At 39.4% G+C, this 17,311-nt stretch carries 17 protein-coding genes and 1 pseudogene; 5 read left to right on the top strand and 13 right to left on the bottom strand.

The window, feature by feature from the left end:
• Positions 1-2: 2 nt before the first annotated feature.
• From ACSJJG_RS19575 to cpxR, 9 genes are all read right to left on the bottom strand, one after another.
• Positions 3-953 (bottom strand): GNAT family N-acetyltransferase, encoded by a 951-nt coding sequence (locus tag ACSJJG_RS19575; protein WP_223281731.1) that lies wholly within the window; start codon positions 951-953, stop codon positions 3-5.
• On the bottom strand, positions 946-1,254 hold the full coding sequence (locus ACSJJG_RS19570) for a GNAT family N-acetyltransferase (protein WP_189760058.1): 309 nt from the start codon (positions 1,252-1,254) through the stop codon (positions 946-948). Before ACSJJG_RS19570 ends, ACSJJG_RS19575 begins: the two co-directional genes overlap by 8 nt.
• Positions 1,255-1,491: 237 nt before the next feature.
• On the bottom strand, positions 1,492-2,946 hold the full coding sequence (locus ACSJJG_RS19565) for a lipopolysaccharide biosynthesis protein (RefSeq protein ID WP_223281732.1): 1,455 nt from the start codon (positions 2,944-2,946) through the stop codon (positions 1,492-1,494).
• Positions 2,933-4,018 (bottom strand): DegT/DnrJ/EryC1/StrS family aminotransferase, encoded by a 1,086-nt coding sequence (locus ACSJJG_RS19560; protein WP_223281733.1) that lies wholly within the window; start codon positions 4,016-4,018, stop codon positions 2,933-2,935. Before ACSJJG_RS19560 ends, ACSJJG_RS19565 begins: the two co-directional genes overlap by 14 nt.
• A gap of 17 nt (positions 4,019-4,035) precedes the next feature.
• Complete coding sequence (locus ACSJJG_RS19555) at positions 4,036-4,626, bottom strand: acyltransferase (protein WP_223281734.1); 591 nt, start codon at positions 4,624-4,626, stop codon at positions 4,036-4,038.
• 15 nt (positions 4,627-4,641) lie between these two features.
• Positions 4,642-5,691, bottom strand: coding sequence for a Gfo/Idh/MocA family protein (locus ACSJJG_RS19550; RefSeq protein ID WP_189760039.1), 1,050 nt, complete (start codon positions 5,689-5,691; stop codon positions 4,642-4,644).
• A gap of 13 nt (positions 5,692-5,704) precedes the next feature.
• Positions 5,705-7,015 (bottom strand): nucleotide sugar dehydrogenase, encoded by a 1,311-nt coding sequence (locus tag ACSJJG_RS19545; protein ID WP_189760040.1) that lies wholly within the window; start codon positions 7,013-7,015, stop codon positions 5,705-5,707.
• Positions 7,016-7,397: 382 nt separating this feature from the next.
• Positions 7,398-8,774, bottom strand: a complete 1,377-nt coding sequence (gene cpxA / locus ACSJJG_RS19540; protein ID WP_481090283.1) for an envelope stress sensor histidine kinase CpxA — start codon at positions 8,772-8,774, stop codon at positions 7,398-7,400.
• Positions 8,771-9,463 (bottom strand): envelope stress response regulator transcription factor CpxR, encoded by a 693-nt coding sequence (cpxR, locus tag ACSJJG_RS19535; RefSeq protein ID WP_047768645.1) that lies wholly within the window; start codon positions 9,461-9,463, stop codon positions 8,771-8,773. Before cpxR ends, cpxA begins: the two co-directional genes overlap by 4 nt.
• A gap of 152 nt (positions 9,464-9,615) precedes the next feature.
• Here cpxR and ACSJJG_RS19530 point away from each other — a divergent pair, with 152 nt between their 5' ends.
• Entirely contained in the window at positions 9,616-10,122 is a 507-nt protein-coding gene (locus ACSJJG_RS19530; protein WP_481090282.1) for a Spy/CpxP family protein refolding chaperone, read from the top strand.
• Positions 10,123-10,470: 348 nt separating this feature from the next.
• Here the strand turns inward: ACSJJG_RS19530 and ACSJJG_RS19525 are convergent, their stop codons facing one another.
• Entirely contained in the window at positions 10,471-10,806 is a 336-nt protein-coding gene (locus tag ACSJJG_RS19525) for a hypothetical protein (RefSeq protein WP_481090281.1), read from the bottom strand.
• A gap of 269 nt (positions 10,807-11,075) precedes the next feature.
• On the bottom strand, positions 11,076-11,543 hold the full coding sequence (locus ACSJJG_RS19520; RefSeq protein ID WP_481090280.1) for a hypothetical protein: 468 nt from the start codon (positions 11,541-11,543) through the stop codon (positions 11,076-11,078).
• A gap of 379 nt (positions 11,544-11,922) precedes the next feature.
• On the opposite strand from ACSJJG_RS19520, the pseudogene ACSJJG_RS19515 reads away from it, so the two are divergent.
• From ACSJJG_RS19515 to ACSJJG_RS19500, 4 genes and pseudogenes are all read left to right on the top strand, one after another.
• Positions 11,923-12,384 (top strand): annotated as a pseudogene (locus ACSJJG_RS19515) (phosphatidate cytidylyltransferase).
• Positions 12,385-12,411: 27 nt separating this feature from the next.
• A complete protein-coding gene (fieF, locus tag ACSJJG_RS19510) occupies positions 12,412-13,311 on the top strand; it encodes a CDF family cation-efflux transporter FieF (protein WP_481090279.1) in 900 nt (299 codons plus the stop codon).
• A gap of 157 nt (positions 13,312-13,468) precedes the next feature.
• Complete coding sequence (gene pfkA / locus ACSJJG_RS19505; RefSeq protein WP_481090278.1) at positions 13,469-14,446, top strand: 6-phosphofructokinase; 978 nt, start codon at positions 13,469-13,471, stop codon at positions 14,444-14,446.
• A 254-nt stretch (positions 14,447-14,700) separates the two neighbouring features.
• The gene (locus ACSJJG_RS19500) at positions 14,701-15,663 is read left to right on the top strand and encodes a sulfate ABC transporter substrate-binding protein (RefSeq protein ID WP_481090484.1); all 963 of its coding nucleotides are present in this window, start codon (positions 14,701-14,703) and stop codon (positions 15,661-15,663) included.
• A 78-nt stretch (positions 15,664-15,741) separates the two neighbouring features.
• Here the strand turns inward: ACSJJG_RS19500 and tpiA are convergent, their stop codons facing one another.
• The gene (tpiA, locus tag ACSJJG_RS19495) at positions 15,742-16,509 is read right to left on the bottom strand and encodes a triose-phosphate isomerase (RefSeq protein ID WP_481090277.1); all 768 of its coding nucleotides are present in this window, start codon (positions 16,507-16,509) and stop codon (positions 15,742-15,744) included.
• 145 nt (positions 16,510-16,654) lie between these two features.
• Positions 16,655-17,287, bottom strand: coding sequence for a DUF1454 family protein (locus ACSJJG_RS19490; RefSeq protein WP_481090276.1), 633 nt, complete (start codon positions 17,285-17,287; stop codon positions 16,655-16,657).
• Positions 17,288-17,311 lie beyond the last annotated feature (24 nt).

Below are 17,311 nucleotides of genomic sequence, written 5' to 3'. Positions count from 1 at the left end.
TTTCATTTTATAAGATTATACAATTTTAAAAGATTAGAATTCGTCTTAGTTATTTTGAAATAGGGAACTTGTTTGGCACCAAAAGCCCTAAATAGTTTCTCTATTGGCTCTATCATTGAACCTTCTAAATCAAATATCTTTGACTTTGAGTGTGTAAATTTTATTGCTTCCCACATACATAAACTAGTAGCACCGCTTTTCCTTAGATCAGGATCGGCTGCACCCATTAGATCATAAACTCTATTTTTATCCCACACAATATATTCAGCAGCATGGGCGATATTATTATCATCTCTAGCAAAAAATATAGCCCGGCAATTTCTTTTTTTGCATGCCTTGTCTAAATTTCTAACATATTCATCTGAGTATGGTGGCTGCATATTTTGTCTTTTAAAGACTAATCTATTTAATCTAATAAATTCTTCTATATTATCTTCTATTGTTACAGAAAGATTGAATCTATTGATAGCTTTTTTTATCTCTGTTCTTGTACTATTTTCAAAATTTTTCCATATAGAATCTAAGTCTGATAGAGCATCAATCACATATGTATAGTTAGTTGTTTGTTTATATCCTAACCAATAGGCTGGTAACCAGTTTATATAGTTTGGATGCCAATTTTGCTGATATAAGTCATATTTTGGTAACTGCTTGTACAAACTAGTAATTATTTGCTTTTCGGTTGATAGTTTTTTAGCATACTTTTGAGAGTGGTCTGTTTTTATCCATGGGCCAAGTGTTTGAGTTAATCTAGGAGAAGTGATTATTTTAAAAAATAGCTTTTTTTTAAACTGAAATGGTAAAGAACCTATTATATTTTTATTTTTATCTTTATATAATATAACATCCCAACTTGCATCACCAGCTGTAGCATCTAACCACCAGGCTTGGCTGAATAATGGAATTGATTCATCTATATTACATAATTCTCTATATTCTTTTTTACTATTCATTTTTTTCCTTAAATGGTTTTATTAAATAAAAAAAATTTTTTTTATTGGATTCACCAGAATAGTAATTTATATCATAGAATCCTAATTTTTTTAATAGATTAAAGGAAGTGATATTATCCTCATTAACTTTAGCTGATATTCCATTGAATCCTGTATTTTGAAAATATTCAATAGAAAAGGAAATTATTTTTTCTCCTATTTTTTTTCCTCTATATTCTGTCTTTAAATAATAATAAGCTAGGTGAATGTTATTCAGTTTTAAATCTAATTTATTTATATAGTAGGAAGCGAATCCGACAATTTTATTTTTTTTTTATCGTATATATGTAATATTAAATTAGGACATGTTAACCATAAGATCTTTGTATAAAAAGTTAAATTGTTTTCATTTTCATAGAGTTGTAATATTTTTTTTATCTCTGAATGATTTGTTCTTTTAATGATAAATTCCTCGTTTTCAAAAGCTTTTGCTTTTAAATAATGAGATTTATATAAAACAATAGACTTATAGATGTTAACTAATATGAACATAAATATGTTAAATGATTTTTTCATGATTTTTTTTCCATATGAGTTTTCTGTTTTTAAATAAAATTAATAATAAACTAATGCATATTCCAATAAGTAAAGGAACATGAAAGTCTTTATTGCTATATAGAAATCCTATTGTTGCTGGTAATGTTATTAAAAGAGAGATTAAAAAATTAGAAAAAAACATATGAAGGTAAATTTTTCTTTGTATATTAAGAACAGAAAAAATATAATCTATAATTAATAACCAGCAAAATGATTGTGATATGGAGAATAATATTATAGATGTGTCAATATTTGATGTAGTATGTCCTATAAATATAAATAATACTCCACTTACTAGTAGTAATATTTGAAAATATCCCCATTGTTTTTGTTTGTTTAATATATAGTAAATATTACTTATTGGAGTAAAAACAAATAATAAAAAGAAGAGAGGTGAGAGGTAACGAAAGTAATAACCAGCTTCCTCCCATTTTTCTCCAAATAGTAAATTGAATAAAATAGGTGCTGTCAAAAACAATAAAACTAGTAGTGGAGAGATCACTTGAACAAGAATATTGAAAACCTGTAGTGCTAATTTACTTAAATTAGTATTGTTTTTAACTTGGCTGGCTTCTGCATAAAAAACATTTCCTATAGATTGCCCTACTAGTGTTATGGGTGCCAATAATATTTTATCAGCAAAAGCATACAAACCAGCATAGTAAGGATTATATAGTATCGTCAGAAGTAATATAGGAATTTTGCCACTAAAATTATCTAATAATGTAGCCCATGTACTATATATAGGGAAGTTTTTATATTTAATAATTGCCCATACAATTTGTTTTTTTTTAGGTATTATATAAGCTTTTGTTTTTAAGGCATATTTGAATAATGTATAAACTCCAAATATTTGGCTACTAAAATAGCCTATAATTAATCCAAGTACTCCTAGCCGAAATCCAAAAATTTGAATCAGAATTTGACTAATGGATTGTGATATTTTTATCCTTGCAATAAGAGAAAAATCCTTATTTCTTAATACCCAATATGTTAAAACTCTATTGAAATTTACCAATATTAATAAAATTGGTATGAGAAATAAATAATCGGATAATTTTTCATTACCTAAGTAAATGGATATTTCTTTTGAGTAAAAAAGTGAAGGAATCGAAATTAAAACTGTGAACGATACATAAATTACCGTGGTTAAAAATAAAACAACCTTGCTTTTGTCCTTATTATTACATAGATTTATAGCTAGTTCATATCTTAAACTAGATACCGATGATAAAATTGTAGTTAACATCATGAATATAGCTAATATGCCAAATTCAGTCGGGGAATATAATCTAGTAATTAGGGGCATTGATAATAATGTAATCATTTGTGCCCCTAAGGTACTACTGATTAGCTTAAAAACATTTTTATAGAAAGTGCTTTTATTGAGATTAGTAATCAGCTTAGTGGGTTTCATGAAGTAAATTTTCTGATATTTTTTTTATACAAATTGATTCTAAATAAGGATGCATAGGTAGGCTAATCACTTCTTGTGCGATTTGGTCTCCAACAGGAAGAATTACATTACTAGCAACTGCAGGTTGTTTATTCAAAGGTAGAGGGTAATGAATAGCGGTAGGGATACCTTTTTCCTTTAATTTTGTTTGCAATTCATCGCGATCTTTAACACGAATAGTATATTGAGCATACGCAGATATATTATGCGGTTCTATATACGGAGTTGTCATAATCCCAATCTCGTTTAAAGCTTTATCGTAGTTTTTGGCAACGACTTGTCGCAGTTCCATCTCTTCATCAAATATTTCGAGTTTTGGTAACAGAATAGCAGCTTGTAATGTATCTAAACGACTATTAACACCAACTCTTATATGATGATATCTTCGGTCTTGTCCATGACGGGCAATTTGACGCATAATTTTTGCTAATTCTTCATCGCTTGTAAAAATAGCACCACCATCACCGTAGCATCCTAGTGGTTTACTTGGAAAAAAGCTTGTACATGCAATGGTTGTTAAGTTACAAGAACGCTTACCTTTATATGTTGCTCCAAAACTTTGGGCTGCATCTTCTATAACGATAATATTATGTTTTTCTGCTATTGCATTGATTTCGTCAAAATCAGCACATTGACCATATAAAGAAACAGGAATAATTGCTTTAGTTCTTGGAGTTATGGCTGCTTCTAATAGTCCAGGATCTAAATTATAACTTGTTGGTTTTACATCAACATATACAGGAATACCACCTAAAAGAGCAACTGTTTCAGCTGTAGCAATGTAAGTAAACCCAGGAGTGATGACTTCATCACCAGGTTTGATACCAATAGCCATTAAGGCAATTTGTAAAGCATCAGTTCCATTCGCACATGTTATACAATATTTTGCTCCAGTATATTCTACGAGTTTTTCTTCTAATTCTGAGACTTCTGGACCTAGAATATACTTTCCATGTGCTAATACTTTTTGGATATTTCCGTCTATTTTATCTTTAATTTTGAGTTGTTGTGCTGCTAGATCTGTGAATTGCATTATATATTTTTCCTATATTATTTGATTCTTTTTACACTGTTATCATCTAATTGATAGATATGCCCTGTATAAGGACATGTTGTAGTGGCTTTTCCATGCAATGGTAGATCTAACTGTTCACCAAATTCACTCATCCAACCTATTTGTTTTGCGGGTACCCCAACCATCAGTGCATAATCAGGAACATCTTTATTGACAACAGCTCCTGCACCAATAAAAGCATAAGAACCAATTGTTGTTCCACAAACTATTGTACAGTTGGCTCCTAAGGTTGCCCCTTTTTTTACTAAAGTATTTTTATATTCATTCTTTCTTTCGATGAAAGAACGGGGATTATAGACATTAGTAAAAACCATACTTGGGCCACAAAAAACACCATCTTCTAAATAAACGTTATCATAGATGGATACATTGTTTTGTATTTTGCAGTGATTACCAATAATTACTTTGTTTCCGATAAATACATTTTGTCCTAAAGAGCAACTTTCTCCGATTTCAGCTTCAGAACAAACATGTGTAAAATGCCAGACACGGCTGTTTTTGCCAATTCTGGCGCCATCATCAACAATTGCGCTTGAATGGATCATAATATTTTCTATAGTTGACATAATAAATTGTCTTAATTAGTACACTAGAGGCAAAGATACTGTTTTGTTATCTCTGGCAGCAAGATAAGCGGCGATGAGTAATTCAAGAGATTTTAATCCTTCCCGTCCGTCAGTTATTGGTTCTGCTTCTCCTCTCATTACATCGATAACATTTTTATAATATAGTGGATGTCCAAAACCGTATACTGAAGTTGTTTCGTAATTGGCATTTTTTACTTGTTGGTCGTAATCTTTTTCGTCAGCAAAATTCCACTCTTGAATTTCGTTAACGGCTAAACCTCCAACTCTAACACTTCCTTTTTCCCCTAATATAGTTATAGAGCCTTCTAGGTTTTTAGGATAAGTACACATAGTAACAGCCACTGAGCCTAATGCACCATTTCGCCACCTAATATTTAGTACACCTGTATCTTCAGCTTCAATATCTAAGTGTGTAGACATCATTGCTTGAATATCTCTGACTGGACCAATGAGCCATTCTAATAGATCAATATAATGACTAGCCTGGTTCATGAACGCACCACCATCAAATTCCCATGTACCACGCCATGCGGCTTGATCGTAGTAATCTTGAGGGCGTGTCCAAAATACATTGAGGTGAACCATATTGATTTGACCAAAACGCTTTTCTTCTACCGCACGTTTTAGCAATTGGAGAGTTGCATTTAAGCGATTTTGTTTGACTACAAACAAGCGCTTACCAGCTTTATCGGCAGCTTTAACCATTTCCTCTCCATCAGAAAAACGAGTTGCCATGGGTTTTTCAGTAATCACATGGAAACCTTTTTCTAGGCAAGCAATGGCTTGTTCAGGATGGAGTCCCGAAGGTGTTGTTAGGATGATGATATCAGCTGAAATGTTATCTAGCATATTATGTAGATTATCAAATCCTTTAGCACCCGTTTTTTCTGTGGCTGCATTAAGAGCAACAGGATCTGTATCACAAACAGCAACTAATTCAGCATTATTTTTATGTACTTCTAAAGAGTTAAAATGATTTTTAGAGATTCTTCCACATCCAACTAATGCAAATTTTATTTTTCTATCTGTAATAGTATCAAACATATTTAATCCCAAATTAAGCTTTTATTACATTATTATGTTCAGGAGAATATTTCCCACGAGTATCAACAATTATTTTTGCATTGTTAATTATTAGGTTATAGTCAAACTTATCATGGTCTGTTGCTAAAATAATACAATCGAATTCTTTTAAATTATTTTTAGTTATAATCTGACTTGTTAAATCAAAGTGATGTTCACGCATTTTAGGAAAAGAAGGAACGTGTGGGTCTGAATACTCTACTAATGCCCCTAAGTCTCTTAATTTTTCCATTATATGGACTGATGGACTTTCCCTCATATCATCAACGTTTTTCTTATATGCAATCCCTAATACAAGTACACGGCTTCCATTAATGGATTTGTTAGCTTTATTTAGGGCTAAGACTGTTTTAGTGACAACATAATCTGGCATTGATGAATTAACTTCACCAGAAAGCTCAATAAAACGAGTATTGATACCGTATTCTCTGGCTTTCCATGTTAAATAGAAGGGATCGATAGGGATACAATGACCACCTAACCCTGGCCCTGGATAATAAGGTACAAAGCCAAATGGTTTTGTTGCAGCCGCTCTGATGACTTCGTGTATATCAATGCCCATTTTGTCTGCAACGAGTTTCATTTCATTGACTAGACCTATATTAACGGCTCTATGTATATTCTCAAGTAGCTTAGTCATTTCAGCCGCTTTTGTGGAGCTAACGGGAACGACTCGGTCAATAGCAGGTTGATAGATGGCAATACCTGCTTTTAGGCAGTTTTCTGTATGTCCACCAATGACTTTTGGGATTGTTCTAGTTTCAAAATCTGGATTACCCGGATCTTCACGTTCTGGTGAATAGACCAGGAATACATCTTCACCAACTTTTAAACCATTCTCTTCTACTCGTGGTAATAGTTCTTCTTCAGTTGTTCCCGGATAAGTTGTGCTTTCTAGAGAAAGTACTTGACCTTGCCTTAAGAATGATTTCACCATATCCGTTGTATTTATAACGAAACTCATATCAGGCTCTCTGTATTTATTTAATGGTGTTGGTACACAGAGAATAATTGCATCACATTCGGAAATTCTTGAAAAATCGGTTGTTGCTTCAAAACCGGTTTCAATGGCCTTTTGAATTTTAGAGGAAGAAATATGCTCAATATAGCTTAGCCCTTGACTTAATTTATCTGTTTTGTTTTTATCTATATCAAAACCGATAACTTTGAAACCAATATCATTGTATCGCAGCATTAAAGGTAGTCCAACATACCCTAACCCAACAATAGCTATATTTGCATTTTTATTATTAAACTTGTTAATTAATTGATTCAGAAATGACATGTTATAGGCCTTTGATATACCATATAAAATTAAGCTAAAAAAATGTTCTTAGATTAAGAGCATTTTTTTAGTTCATATGAGCATTAATTTGAAAGATATAACAGGAAAGTGGAGTGATGATTGAATTTTTGAACAAGATTAAAACTGCATCAAAGCTACCGCACTAGGTTACGGCTCCCAGAGTGCCTGTTATGTGTCACAATTTGACTTATCCAATTAATATAAAAGGAATTTTTTGCTTAACAAAAATTAACATATCAACGATTTGTGTTAAGCTGCGACGAGATTAGTCCCTTGACGCATTGAGGTCAAGTATAATAGCTTTTTTCTTTAATTGTTACATTTTGTAACTAACTAAATTTCAAGGCGAAAGCCGCCTATCTTATCTTCCATGTAATGGCAGCCAAATTACCAGTCGCAACCCACCCAAAGGGCTATCTTCTGCTTTCACCCAGCCGCGATGCTGGCTGACTGCTGTTTCAACTATCGCCAACCCTAATCCGGTTCCACCGGACTCTCTATCCCGTGCCTCATCCGTTCGATAAAACGGGCGGAAGATATGTTCTCGGTCTTCTGGGCTGACTCCTGGCCCATCGTCATCAACGCTAATCGTCACGCCTTGGTTATCTGCCTTAAATGCAACGGCAATATGGTTGCTGGAGTAACGCAGTGCATTGCGGACGATATTTTCCAGTGCACTACCGAGTGCTGCTGGGTTGCAATAAATTATCCAGTTTCCGGGAGGTGAGACGATATCCAGCGTCTTGCTCATCTGCTCGGCTTCAAATTTCGCATTTTCCAGGATGTCAGACCATATATCGTGGGCTTTGATATTCTCGCGCAGTAACTCGTTCTTATGTTGATTGCGGGAAAGTACTAGCAGGTCATTAATCATACCATCTAAACGTTGGGTCTCAGTTTCGATACGCTCCAGCTCTTTACTTTCACCATGACGGCGGCGTAGTAAAGCAGTCGCTAGCTGTAAACGGGTAAGCGGCGTGCGCAGTTCATGGGAGATATCGGAAATCAGCCGCTGTTGGGCGGTGACCATCCTTTCCAATGCACTGATCATCTGGTTGAAACTACTGCCGGTCGCTAAAAACTCTTGTGGGCCGGATTCCAGCTCAGGGTGTTGCCGTAAGTTTCCTCTCGCAACGTCATCGGCGGCGTTTTTGAGCTTCCGAGCGGGTTTTGCCAGACTCCATGACAGCCACAAGAGTAATGGCGCGCTGATTAACATGGTGGCCGCGGGTAGTAAAAATGGTCGGTCAAACATTAAATTAATAAAATCTGATTGTGGGCTGCCTGCTGGTCTAATGATGTAGAGGTGGTAATGATCTTCGCCATCGCGGACAGAAAAAGGACCGAGTATTTCCGAACGGCCATATTTTTTCTTTTTGGGGTGATCGGCGTTATCGGATTGGCCGATAAAGTTGCGGATAACTTGTTGTTGGTGGGTCGGGGTATTGATGTCACTGATAAGTCCTTCACTGGAGACGAGGATCAGGCGCTGGCCAGGTGGAGTCCACAAGGCAATAGCGCGATCCAGACGTAGCCACCAGAATAGGTCATTCCCAGAGTCGTGTATTAATTCTTCTTCTACTTGTTTTGCCAGTTTTTCCCCCAACTGATATTCGCTATCTAAAAGAGGAGTCAACTGCCGTGAGTCCAGTTTGGGAGCCATTAAGGCTATCATCAGGACAAGTGCGAGCGTGAACCAAAAAATTGCGAATATACGGGCCGTCAAGCTATTGATCATTTTGAGGAAACCATTAAGTATCCACGGCCGCGTAATGTCTTAAACCATGGTAGTCCATCTGTTCTGTTTGGTAATTTACGGCGTAGATTAGAAATATGCATATCAATAGCCCGATCAAAAGGCGTTAAGCGTTTTCCCAATACTTCCTGGCTTAAATGTTCACGGGAAACAACTTGTCCCAAATGTTGTGCGAGTAAATAAAGCAGGGTGAATTCCGTGCCAGTGAGATCCAAAATCGTACCACCAAAACTGGCTTCCTGACGTCCGGGGTTAAGTTGCAGTTTATCGATCTCCAGTATAGGTGTCCCAACGTCAGCTTGTTGTTCACTCCAGTTGGAACGGCGCAAAATGGCACGTATACGGGCGACCAGTTCACGATCGTTAAAAGGTTTGGGGAGATAGTCATCCGCTCCCAGTTCTAATCCCAAAACGCGGTCTAAATCGCTGCCACGAGCCGTTAACATGATAACGGGGGTCTGATGGTATTGCCGTAGCTCTTTCAGCGTCTCAATGCCGTTCTTGCGCGGCATCATGATGTCCAGCAACAATAGGTCAATTGAAGAATCAATGTATTGTAAAGCCTGTTCGCCATCGTAGGCGATGACAACATTGAATCCTTCCATTTCGAGCAATTCTTTTAATAGCGATGTCAGCTCGCGGTCATCATCAACTAATAAGATTTTATGCATTAATTCTTCCTCCAAGAGCAAAATACGATAACAAACTTCGCTATTCCATGACTTTACGTTCTTTTACATGCTCTGACGCTAGTTTGCAGCCGTAGGGTTATAGTTATCCGCACTGAATCGAATGCTGCTGTTCGAGAAAGCGAGGAAATTTAATGCGTAACATAGCAATATTGGCTTTAGCGTCAATGGTTGTCGTCGGAACAACTGAAGCTTTAGCTAAAACTGCTGATACGGATCATATTCCTGAGATTAGTTCCTCCACTCCGCACCCATATTGTATGTCATATGGTTATAAGAGGAATTTTAATCATCACCGGGATGGTCAATATAACTATAGTTACATCTTCGGTGGAATAGCGTTAACTGAACAGCAACGTGAACAGATGTGGAATTTAGTCAAACAGCAGCATCAGTATGAGCAGCCGCTGATTGATATGCGAACTGAGCATCGCAAGTTGAATGCGCTTTTGACAACAGAGGATTTTGATGAAGCTGAGGTTCGTTCGCAGCTTGAAAAAATAGCCGAAAAGAATGTTGCTCTGGATGTAGAAATTGCGCGTGTTAGTAATCAGGTTTATCAACTGTTAACACCAGAGCAGAAAGAGTTACTAAAAGATCGCCTAAAACAAACGAATACGAATGTGAAGCTCGAAAAGTGAACTTATTTTTGTTATGCAGTAGCAGCAATAACGATTTTCCTTGCCATAGACACCATCCCTGTCTTTCAGCCCCCTTGAGGGGCTTTTTTTTGTGATTTTTACTTTCATCAAATTTTTAATTTCATTTAAAGATTGTTCAAAAGCCCCTGACATTGACTGGCCTAAAGCACTGGAGTAGCAATAGGGACGTGATCATGATGAGCCCCCTGCTAATGTTTTAGGCTGTGCTCGGCGCGCAACCGGTGATTATTGTTTATCCGTGATATTCAGGTATAATCACCGATTTATCACCTCATTCAGTTATAATTCCGGCAATTTCGCCTTTCTCATTTTTTAATTTTAATTCCGCTACTGCCTGCGCAAATGGCAAATATTAGAGATCAGTACGGTATTCCATTGTACTGTATTAGCCGGGCTGTCCTTATCCTGTAATAAATCATCCACGGTACTACTGAAATCTGATTGACCGCGTGTCCATTGTATCCTGCGCAGACCAGAACCAGCGGGTAGTAATGAAACTGTTCCAAAGGAGATCACAATTTTAGCGCGATAAGAGTGACGTAAAGCCGCGAGCAGGCTAGTGGCTGTATCCGTGCAGATATACGTCCGGCAGATATGCCCAGCTTTTTGGCTTCGTCTTCGGTAATGTATTTCAGCCCGGGGTAATAACGACCCTGCAAACACGCATTAACATGCTGAACCTAAGTCCCCAGAACCATTGCCAAGATATTCCACATCTTTGAATATTATTGGTGTTGTTATAAAACATTCGGTATTGCCAGATAAGTTTTGCTTATTCCGTTCTTTATCAAAAGCGTTTGCTCAATAGTTTTGGCTATCAAAGACATCAAATTCGGCTTTTCAGACCTGTTGAATATCCATCAGGGTAGTTAAGCTTCATTGCATATTTTCTGGCAAATGCCGTCTGTAATGAAGCCAGAATAACTGTTCAACTAAATCCTGTCGGTTACCATTATCCCCCATGCAGACTTTAGCCCGTTCCAATCTTCAGCGGTTTCAGGAGAATAATCATTGATAGCATACCCATTTAGCCGTCCATAGGGTGACCGGGAATTTTCTGTTTCATCGCATAATATTGGCCGCCCTTTGTCCCTCCCATTCTGTAACGTCACTACTGTCGGTTTTTCCCACTCATAGCAGACCCAATCCCTAGCCGTCATCGCAATTCCGCGCATAAACGATCCTGCGATACTTCGCCAGTCGCATCGTTCTCCACTGGATGGTCCCATACACTCTCCACTTGTCAGAGGGAGCGTACTTTGTGTGAAAGTGGTCGCCTCTTCTCCTGATTCGATGACTCCTTCTACGGTTATAAATGGCTGATAGTTCTGATAATCCAGATAACACTGTTCAAACCGTCGTATTAGGAGTAACCCGCCATGTACCAAAAACTTATTCATAAAGTATCCGTATACTTAGATGGTAATGGCATGATAATACCCGCGGAACGACTTTTGTGAAAGTGCTCACTCATACGATGGATCAATTCCATTCGCATACGGTTGCTCCGATGTTAATAATCCCCAGGTCAGTATGAGGGACGGCGACTACTTTGTGTGAAAGTGGTCGCCTCTTAACCCGCCTCTACGCAAAAACTTATTCCATTCATAACGGTTATCCATGTTACTAACCTATCACGATGGTAACCCGCCTGTACGCAAGATAATTTTAATGATTCATAAAATGACACTAAGTATGGTAAGGGCATTTGGCATTGATAATAAAGATTTTTAATGATTCATAAAATGACACTAAGTAGGTATTACAGGAGTTAGTGCTATGACAGATGTCGATCATGATCTGATGCTGTTGTTGGGAGGGATATTTGGGATATTAGTTATCGCCAGTGTGATTGGTGGTATTTTAGCCTCGTGGTATTCGGGGGGGAAAAGCAATGTCACTATCGATAATCTGAATGCCCGAATTCGTGGCTGGTGGATGATGTGTATCATCTGTGTCCTGGCTATTGTAATTGGGCCAATAGGTTCGGTTATTTTGTTTGCGGTGATGTCTCGTTGTTCTGGGTAACGCCTTTTTCCCCTTGGGAGGCGGGACTGATGTCGTTGGCAATCACCCTGATGGGGTTTATGGGTGGATTATGTATGTCGGCGATTAAACGAGACAGTGGAGTGAAGGATTTTGGTGGAATAATTGCGGGTCACGGTGGAATGTTGGAGAGAATCGACTCACTGCTTTGCCGCCCCTATATTTTTCCATCTGACGCGCTATGTTTATACCTGAGACTGAGTAACCGAAAGGTGGTAGTCAATGAGTATAAATTATGGGCGATGGGTCATTTCCGCAGCGTTGGCGGCAACGGTATTGGCGAGTGTGTTGTTGATCGTGAAAATTTTTGCCTGGTGGTTGACGGGATCGGTGAGTTTATTGGCGGCGCTGGTGGATTCATTGGTTGATCTGGCTGCGTCTTTGACGAATTTTTTTGTTGTGCGCTATTCACTTCAACCTGCTGATGACGAACACACTTTTGGGCATGGTAAGGCTGAATCACTGGCGGCTTTGGCGCAAAGTATGTTTATTTCCGGTTCGGCAATTTTTTTGTTTTTGACGGGCTTCCAGCATCTGTATTCCCCCAAACCACTGGAACATGCGGCAATAGGCATATGGGTCATTGTCATTGCTCTGATTTCCACGTTATGTTTAGTCACGTTCCAGAAATGGGTGATCAGTAAAACGCAAAGTCAGGCGATCCGTGCGGATATGCTGCATTATAAGTCCGATCTATTGATGAATGGGGCGATTTTGCTGGCGTTGCTTTTGAGCCTGTATGGATTTAAACGTGCGGATGCAATCTTTGCCTTGGGTATTGGAGTCTATATCCTCTATAGTGCGTTACGGATGGGCTATGATGCCGTACAGTCTTTACTTGATCGCGCCTTGCCAGATGAAGAGCGACAGGAGATTATTGATATCATCCAAAATTATCCAGGTATAGCTGGTGGGCATGATCTGCGGACCCGTCAATCTGGCCCGACGCGTTTTATCCAGTTCCATCTGGAGATAGCTGATAATTTGCCATTGGTGCAGGCACATGCTTTGGCCGAAGGGATTGAAAATAAATTGCGGAGTAGATTTCCCGGTGCCGATATTATTATTCACCAAGATCCTTGCTCTGTCGTGTCTGAAGAGCATAAAAACCGCTGGGATTGAAGGGGAATTTATTCATAATCAAAAGAACATCAAAAAACAGGCATAATCTTGATGCAGACTGGGGGTTTTTCCGTATTATAGTTAGAGTTGAATCAATTCAGCTAATGCAGTGACAATCAGGTTTCTCAAATATTATATCTACAAGTCAGAGGTCATCATGATCAACAAGATTAAAAGAATCGGAGTCTTAACGAGTGGCGGTGATGCGCCTGGCATGAACGCCGCTATTCGTGGTGTTGTTCGTGCCGCTTTAACCGAAGGGTTAGAGGTTTATGGCATTTATGATGGCTATCTGGGGTTGTATGAAAACCGCATGAAGAAGCTTGATCGCTTTAGTGTTTCCGACATGATTAACCGCGGTGGTACGTTTTTGGGGTCAGCTCGTTTTCCTGAATTCAGGGATGATAAGGTTCGGGAAATTGCCATTGAAAACATGCGCAAAAATGGGATTGATGCGTTGGTGGTGATTGGAGGAGACGGCTCTTATTTAGGCGCGAAAAAGCTGACCGAAGCGGGTTTCCCTTGCATCGGTTTGCCTGGAACAATTGACAATGATGTTGCGGGTACAGATTACACCATTGGTTATTTCACCGCGCTGGAAACGGTGGTTGAAGCGATTGACCGTTTGCGCGATACGTCAACTTCCCATAAACGAATTTCGATTGTTGAAGTGATGGGGCGTTATTGCGGTGATTTGACCTTATCAGCGGCAATCGCGGGTGGATGTGAATTTATTGTTCTGCCTGAAAATGAAGTTCCATTTGATCGTGAGGAATTGCTGGCTGAAATTCAGGCTGGGATTGAAAAAGGTAAGCGTCACGCGATTGTTGCTATAACTGAGCATGTCTGTGATGTCGCTGAACTGGCGAAATATATTGAGACAGAAACCCGCCATGAAACCCGCGCGACGGTATTAGGGCATATCCAGCGTGGCGGTGCACCGGTTGCTTATGACCGCATTCTGGCTTCCCGTATGGGGGCGTATTCTGTTCAACTCCTGAAGGAAGGACACGGCGGTCGTTGTGTTGGTATCCAGAACGAGAAACTTGTTCATCACGATATTATTGATGCGGTGCAAAATATGCAGCGTGTTTTTAAGAAAGAGTGGCTGGAAACCGCGAAGAAGCTCTACTAATCCTTTCTTGCCTGTAAGATCCTCTTTTGGAGACAGCCATATGATCTGGCTGTCTCGTGCCTCATATTCTTCTTATGCATAAGCAGAAATTTAAAATTATTTCTGCGTCATAACGCTTTCTGTCAGTTTTTATAGAGAAATCATAATAACTTAGAGGAAATATTATCGTGGATGCAAGGGGTATAAATAAAGGCTCAAAATGGGCAATGACAAAAGAGTATGTGGTATCGGCGTTAGTCTTGGTGGCGTTGGCGATGACACTGATGACTAACAGTGCATGGGCAAAAAATCGGCAATTATTGAACGTCTCCTATGATCCGACGCGTGAATTTTACCAGCAATATGATGAGGCCTTCCGCGAATACTGGCATAACAAAACGGGGGATGATGTAAAAATTCGTCAATCACATGGCGGTTCCGGCAAGCAGGCAACTTCCGTTATTAATGGTCTTCAGGCGGATGTTGTGACGTTGGCCTTGGCTTATGATGTAAATGCCATTGCAGAGCATGGACGCATTGATAAGGATTGGATTCAGCGTTTACCGGATAATTCAGCGCCTTATACATCAACCATTGTCTTTTTAGTGAGAAAAGGAAATCCTAAACAGATTAAGGATTGGTCGGATTTGATTCGCCCAGATGTTGCGGTGGTTACGCCGAATCCAAAAACCTCCGGTGGAGCACGTTGGAATTATCTGGCTGCCTGGGGATATGGCCTGGCGCATAACAATCAAGATCAGACTAAAGCCAAAGAATTCGTGAAAGCACTTTATAAAAATGTTGAAGTGCTGGATTCCGGCGCCCGCGGTGCAACGAATACGTTTGTGGAGCGCGGCATTGGCGATGTATTGATTGCCTGGGAAAATGAAGCTTTATTGGCAATTAATGCGTTGGACAAAGGTAAGTTTGAAATTGTGACGCCGAGCATTTCTATTTTGGCAGAGCCAACGATTTCTGTTGTCGATAAGGTGGTTGATAAACGAGGAACACGCGAACTGGCAACAGAATATCTGAAATATCTTTATTCTCCGGTTGGGCAGGAGATTGCCGCCAAGAACTATTATCGTCCTCGTGATAAAGCAATCGCAGAAAAATACCGCGCGGTTTTTCCTGATTTGAAGCTTTTTACGATTGATGAGGTCTTTGGTGGCTGGGATAACGCTCAGAAAGAACATTTTGCCACAGGCGGAACATTTGACGACATTATCCGGCGCTAATCATTGAACTGATTTGGAATAGAAAACCGCCACAAGTAATGCTGCGTGGCGGTTGCATTATTTGTCTTGATTAAAAGCTTACGCTTTTTTCGCTTCTGCTGCGGCTTTTACGATAACAGCAAAGGCATCAGCTTTCAGTGATGCACCACCGACCAAAGCACCGTCGATATCCGGCTGGGTGAACAGCTCTGCTGCATTGCTGGCGTTAACCGAGCCACCATATTGAATAATGACCTGTTCAGCGATAGCGGCATCTTGTTTTGCGATATGGTCGCGGATAAATTTATGCACAGCTTGAGCCTGGGCAGGCGTTGCAGATTTACCGGTGCCGATTGCCCAAACTGGCTCATAAGCAATAACCGTATCTTTGAATGCTTCGGCGCCCAGCGTGTTCAGAACGGCATCGATTTGGCGTGCGCAGACGGATTCAGTCTGACCGGCTTCATTTTCTTGCTCAGTTTCGCCAATGCACAGAACAGGTATCAGGCCTTGCTCTTTCAGAATAGCGAATTTCTTCGCGATGAATTCGTCGCTCTCTTTGTGGTAAGTACGGCGCTCAGAATGACCGATAATGATATATTTGGCACCGACGTCTTTTAGCATTTCTGCGGATGTCTCGCCAGTGAAGGCACCAGAAAGATTGACACCAACATTTTGCGCACCTAGGGCGATACGGCTACCCGCTAGGGCATTTTTTGCCAGAGAAACATAAACTGTTGGTGGTGCAATAGCGACGCCACAGCCGTCAACGTTGCTCAGTTCTTTACGCAGGCCTGCAATCAGGTCGTTAACCATGTGGGTACTGCCATTTAATTTCCAGTTACCCATAACTAATGGATGTCGCATATTTTTCCCTCCAACCAGAAAATAATCAAATTGCGAACTGAATGAATACTCTTTCTTTGGATGACATTATGGTAATGTCATTCCCCTGTAAGCGGAATCCCGACAGTATAAAGATCATCAACGCGAATAGCTCTGCGCTGTGTCACTAATTTTCATGTGCTGCTGTGTCAGATAACGATAGCTTAATCGGTTCAATTGCGAAGGTCATTATATTTTCGCTGCTGTTTACGATGATATAGCGCATTGCTCCCATTTTTTGACTGAAAACAGGGCGGTTTTCTGCTGCCCGCAACAGCCTTTCCAATTGGAACCGTGATTGTTCAGCGGAAAGTGTCGGTTCGAATTGGCTGATCAGGGCCGTTATATATTGTTTTGCCAGTATACGGTGTCGTTCATTTTGTTGTTCACTTTGTGATGGCAGCAAGGTAAGTTGCAGGCTTTTAATCTTTTCGCTGCCTCGTTCCAGTACCGCTGAAGAGTAAATATTGTCATTGATTTTACTGGCGGCGCGGATAAAAGGCTGAGAAATATCTTTGCTTGCAATCACCCTATATTCGTACAAGGGAATGTCAGGGTGTTTTTTGTTATATTTTTCCCGAAAGGCAGGGATGGTTTCTTCGAAAGTCGGGGAATCCGGCAGCAGGTAGATTAACGGTGAGTTTATTTCTGGTGTGACAGAAGGTTTATCGGCAGAGGCTGATAATGGCAAACCGATGCCAAAAACGATTAATATTGCCATCAGAAATTTATTCATGCCTGTTTTCATCTTATTACTCACTGAGTTAAATCCTGGAAAAACAGC

Source organism: Xenorhabdus sp. SGI 60, from assembly GCF_056632175.1.
Note: the sequence above shows the minus strand (reverse complement) of the source record. Positions and strands in the feature narration are given on the sequence as shown.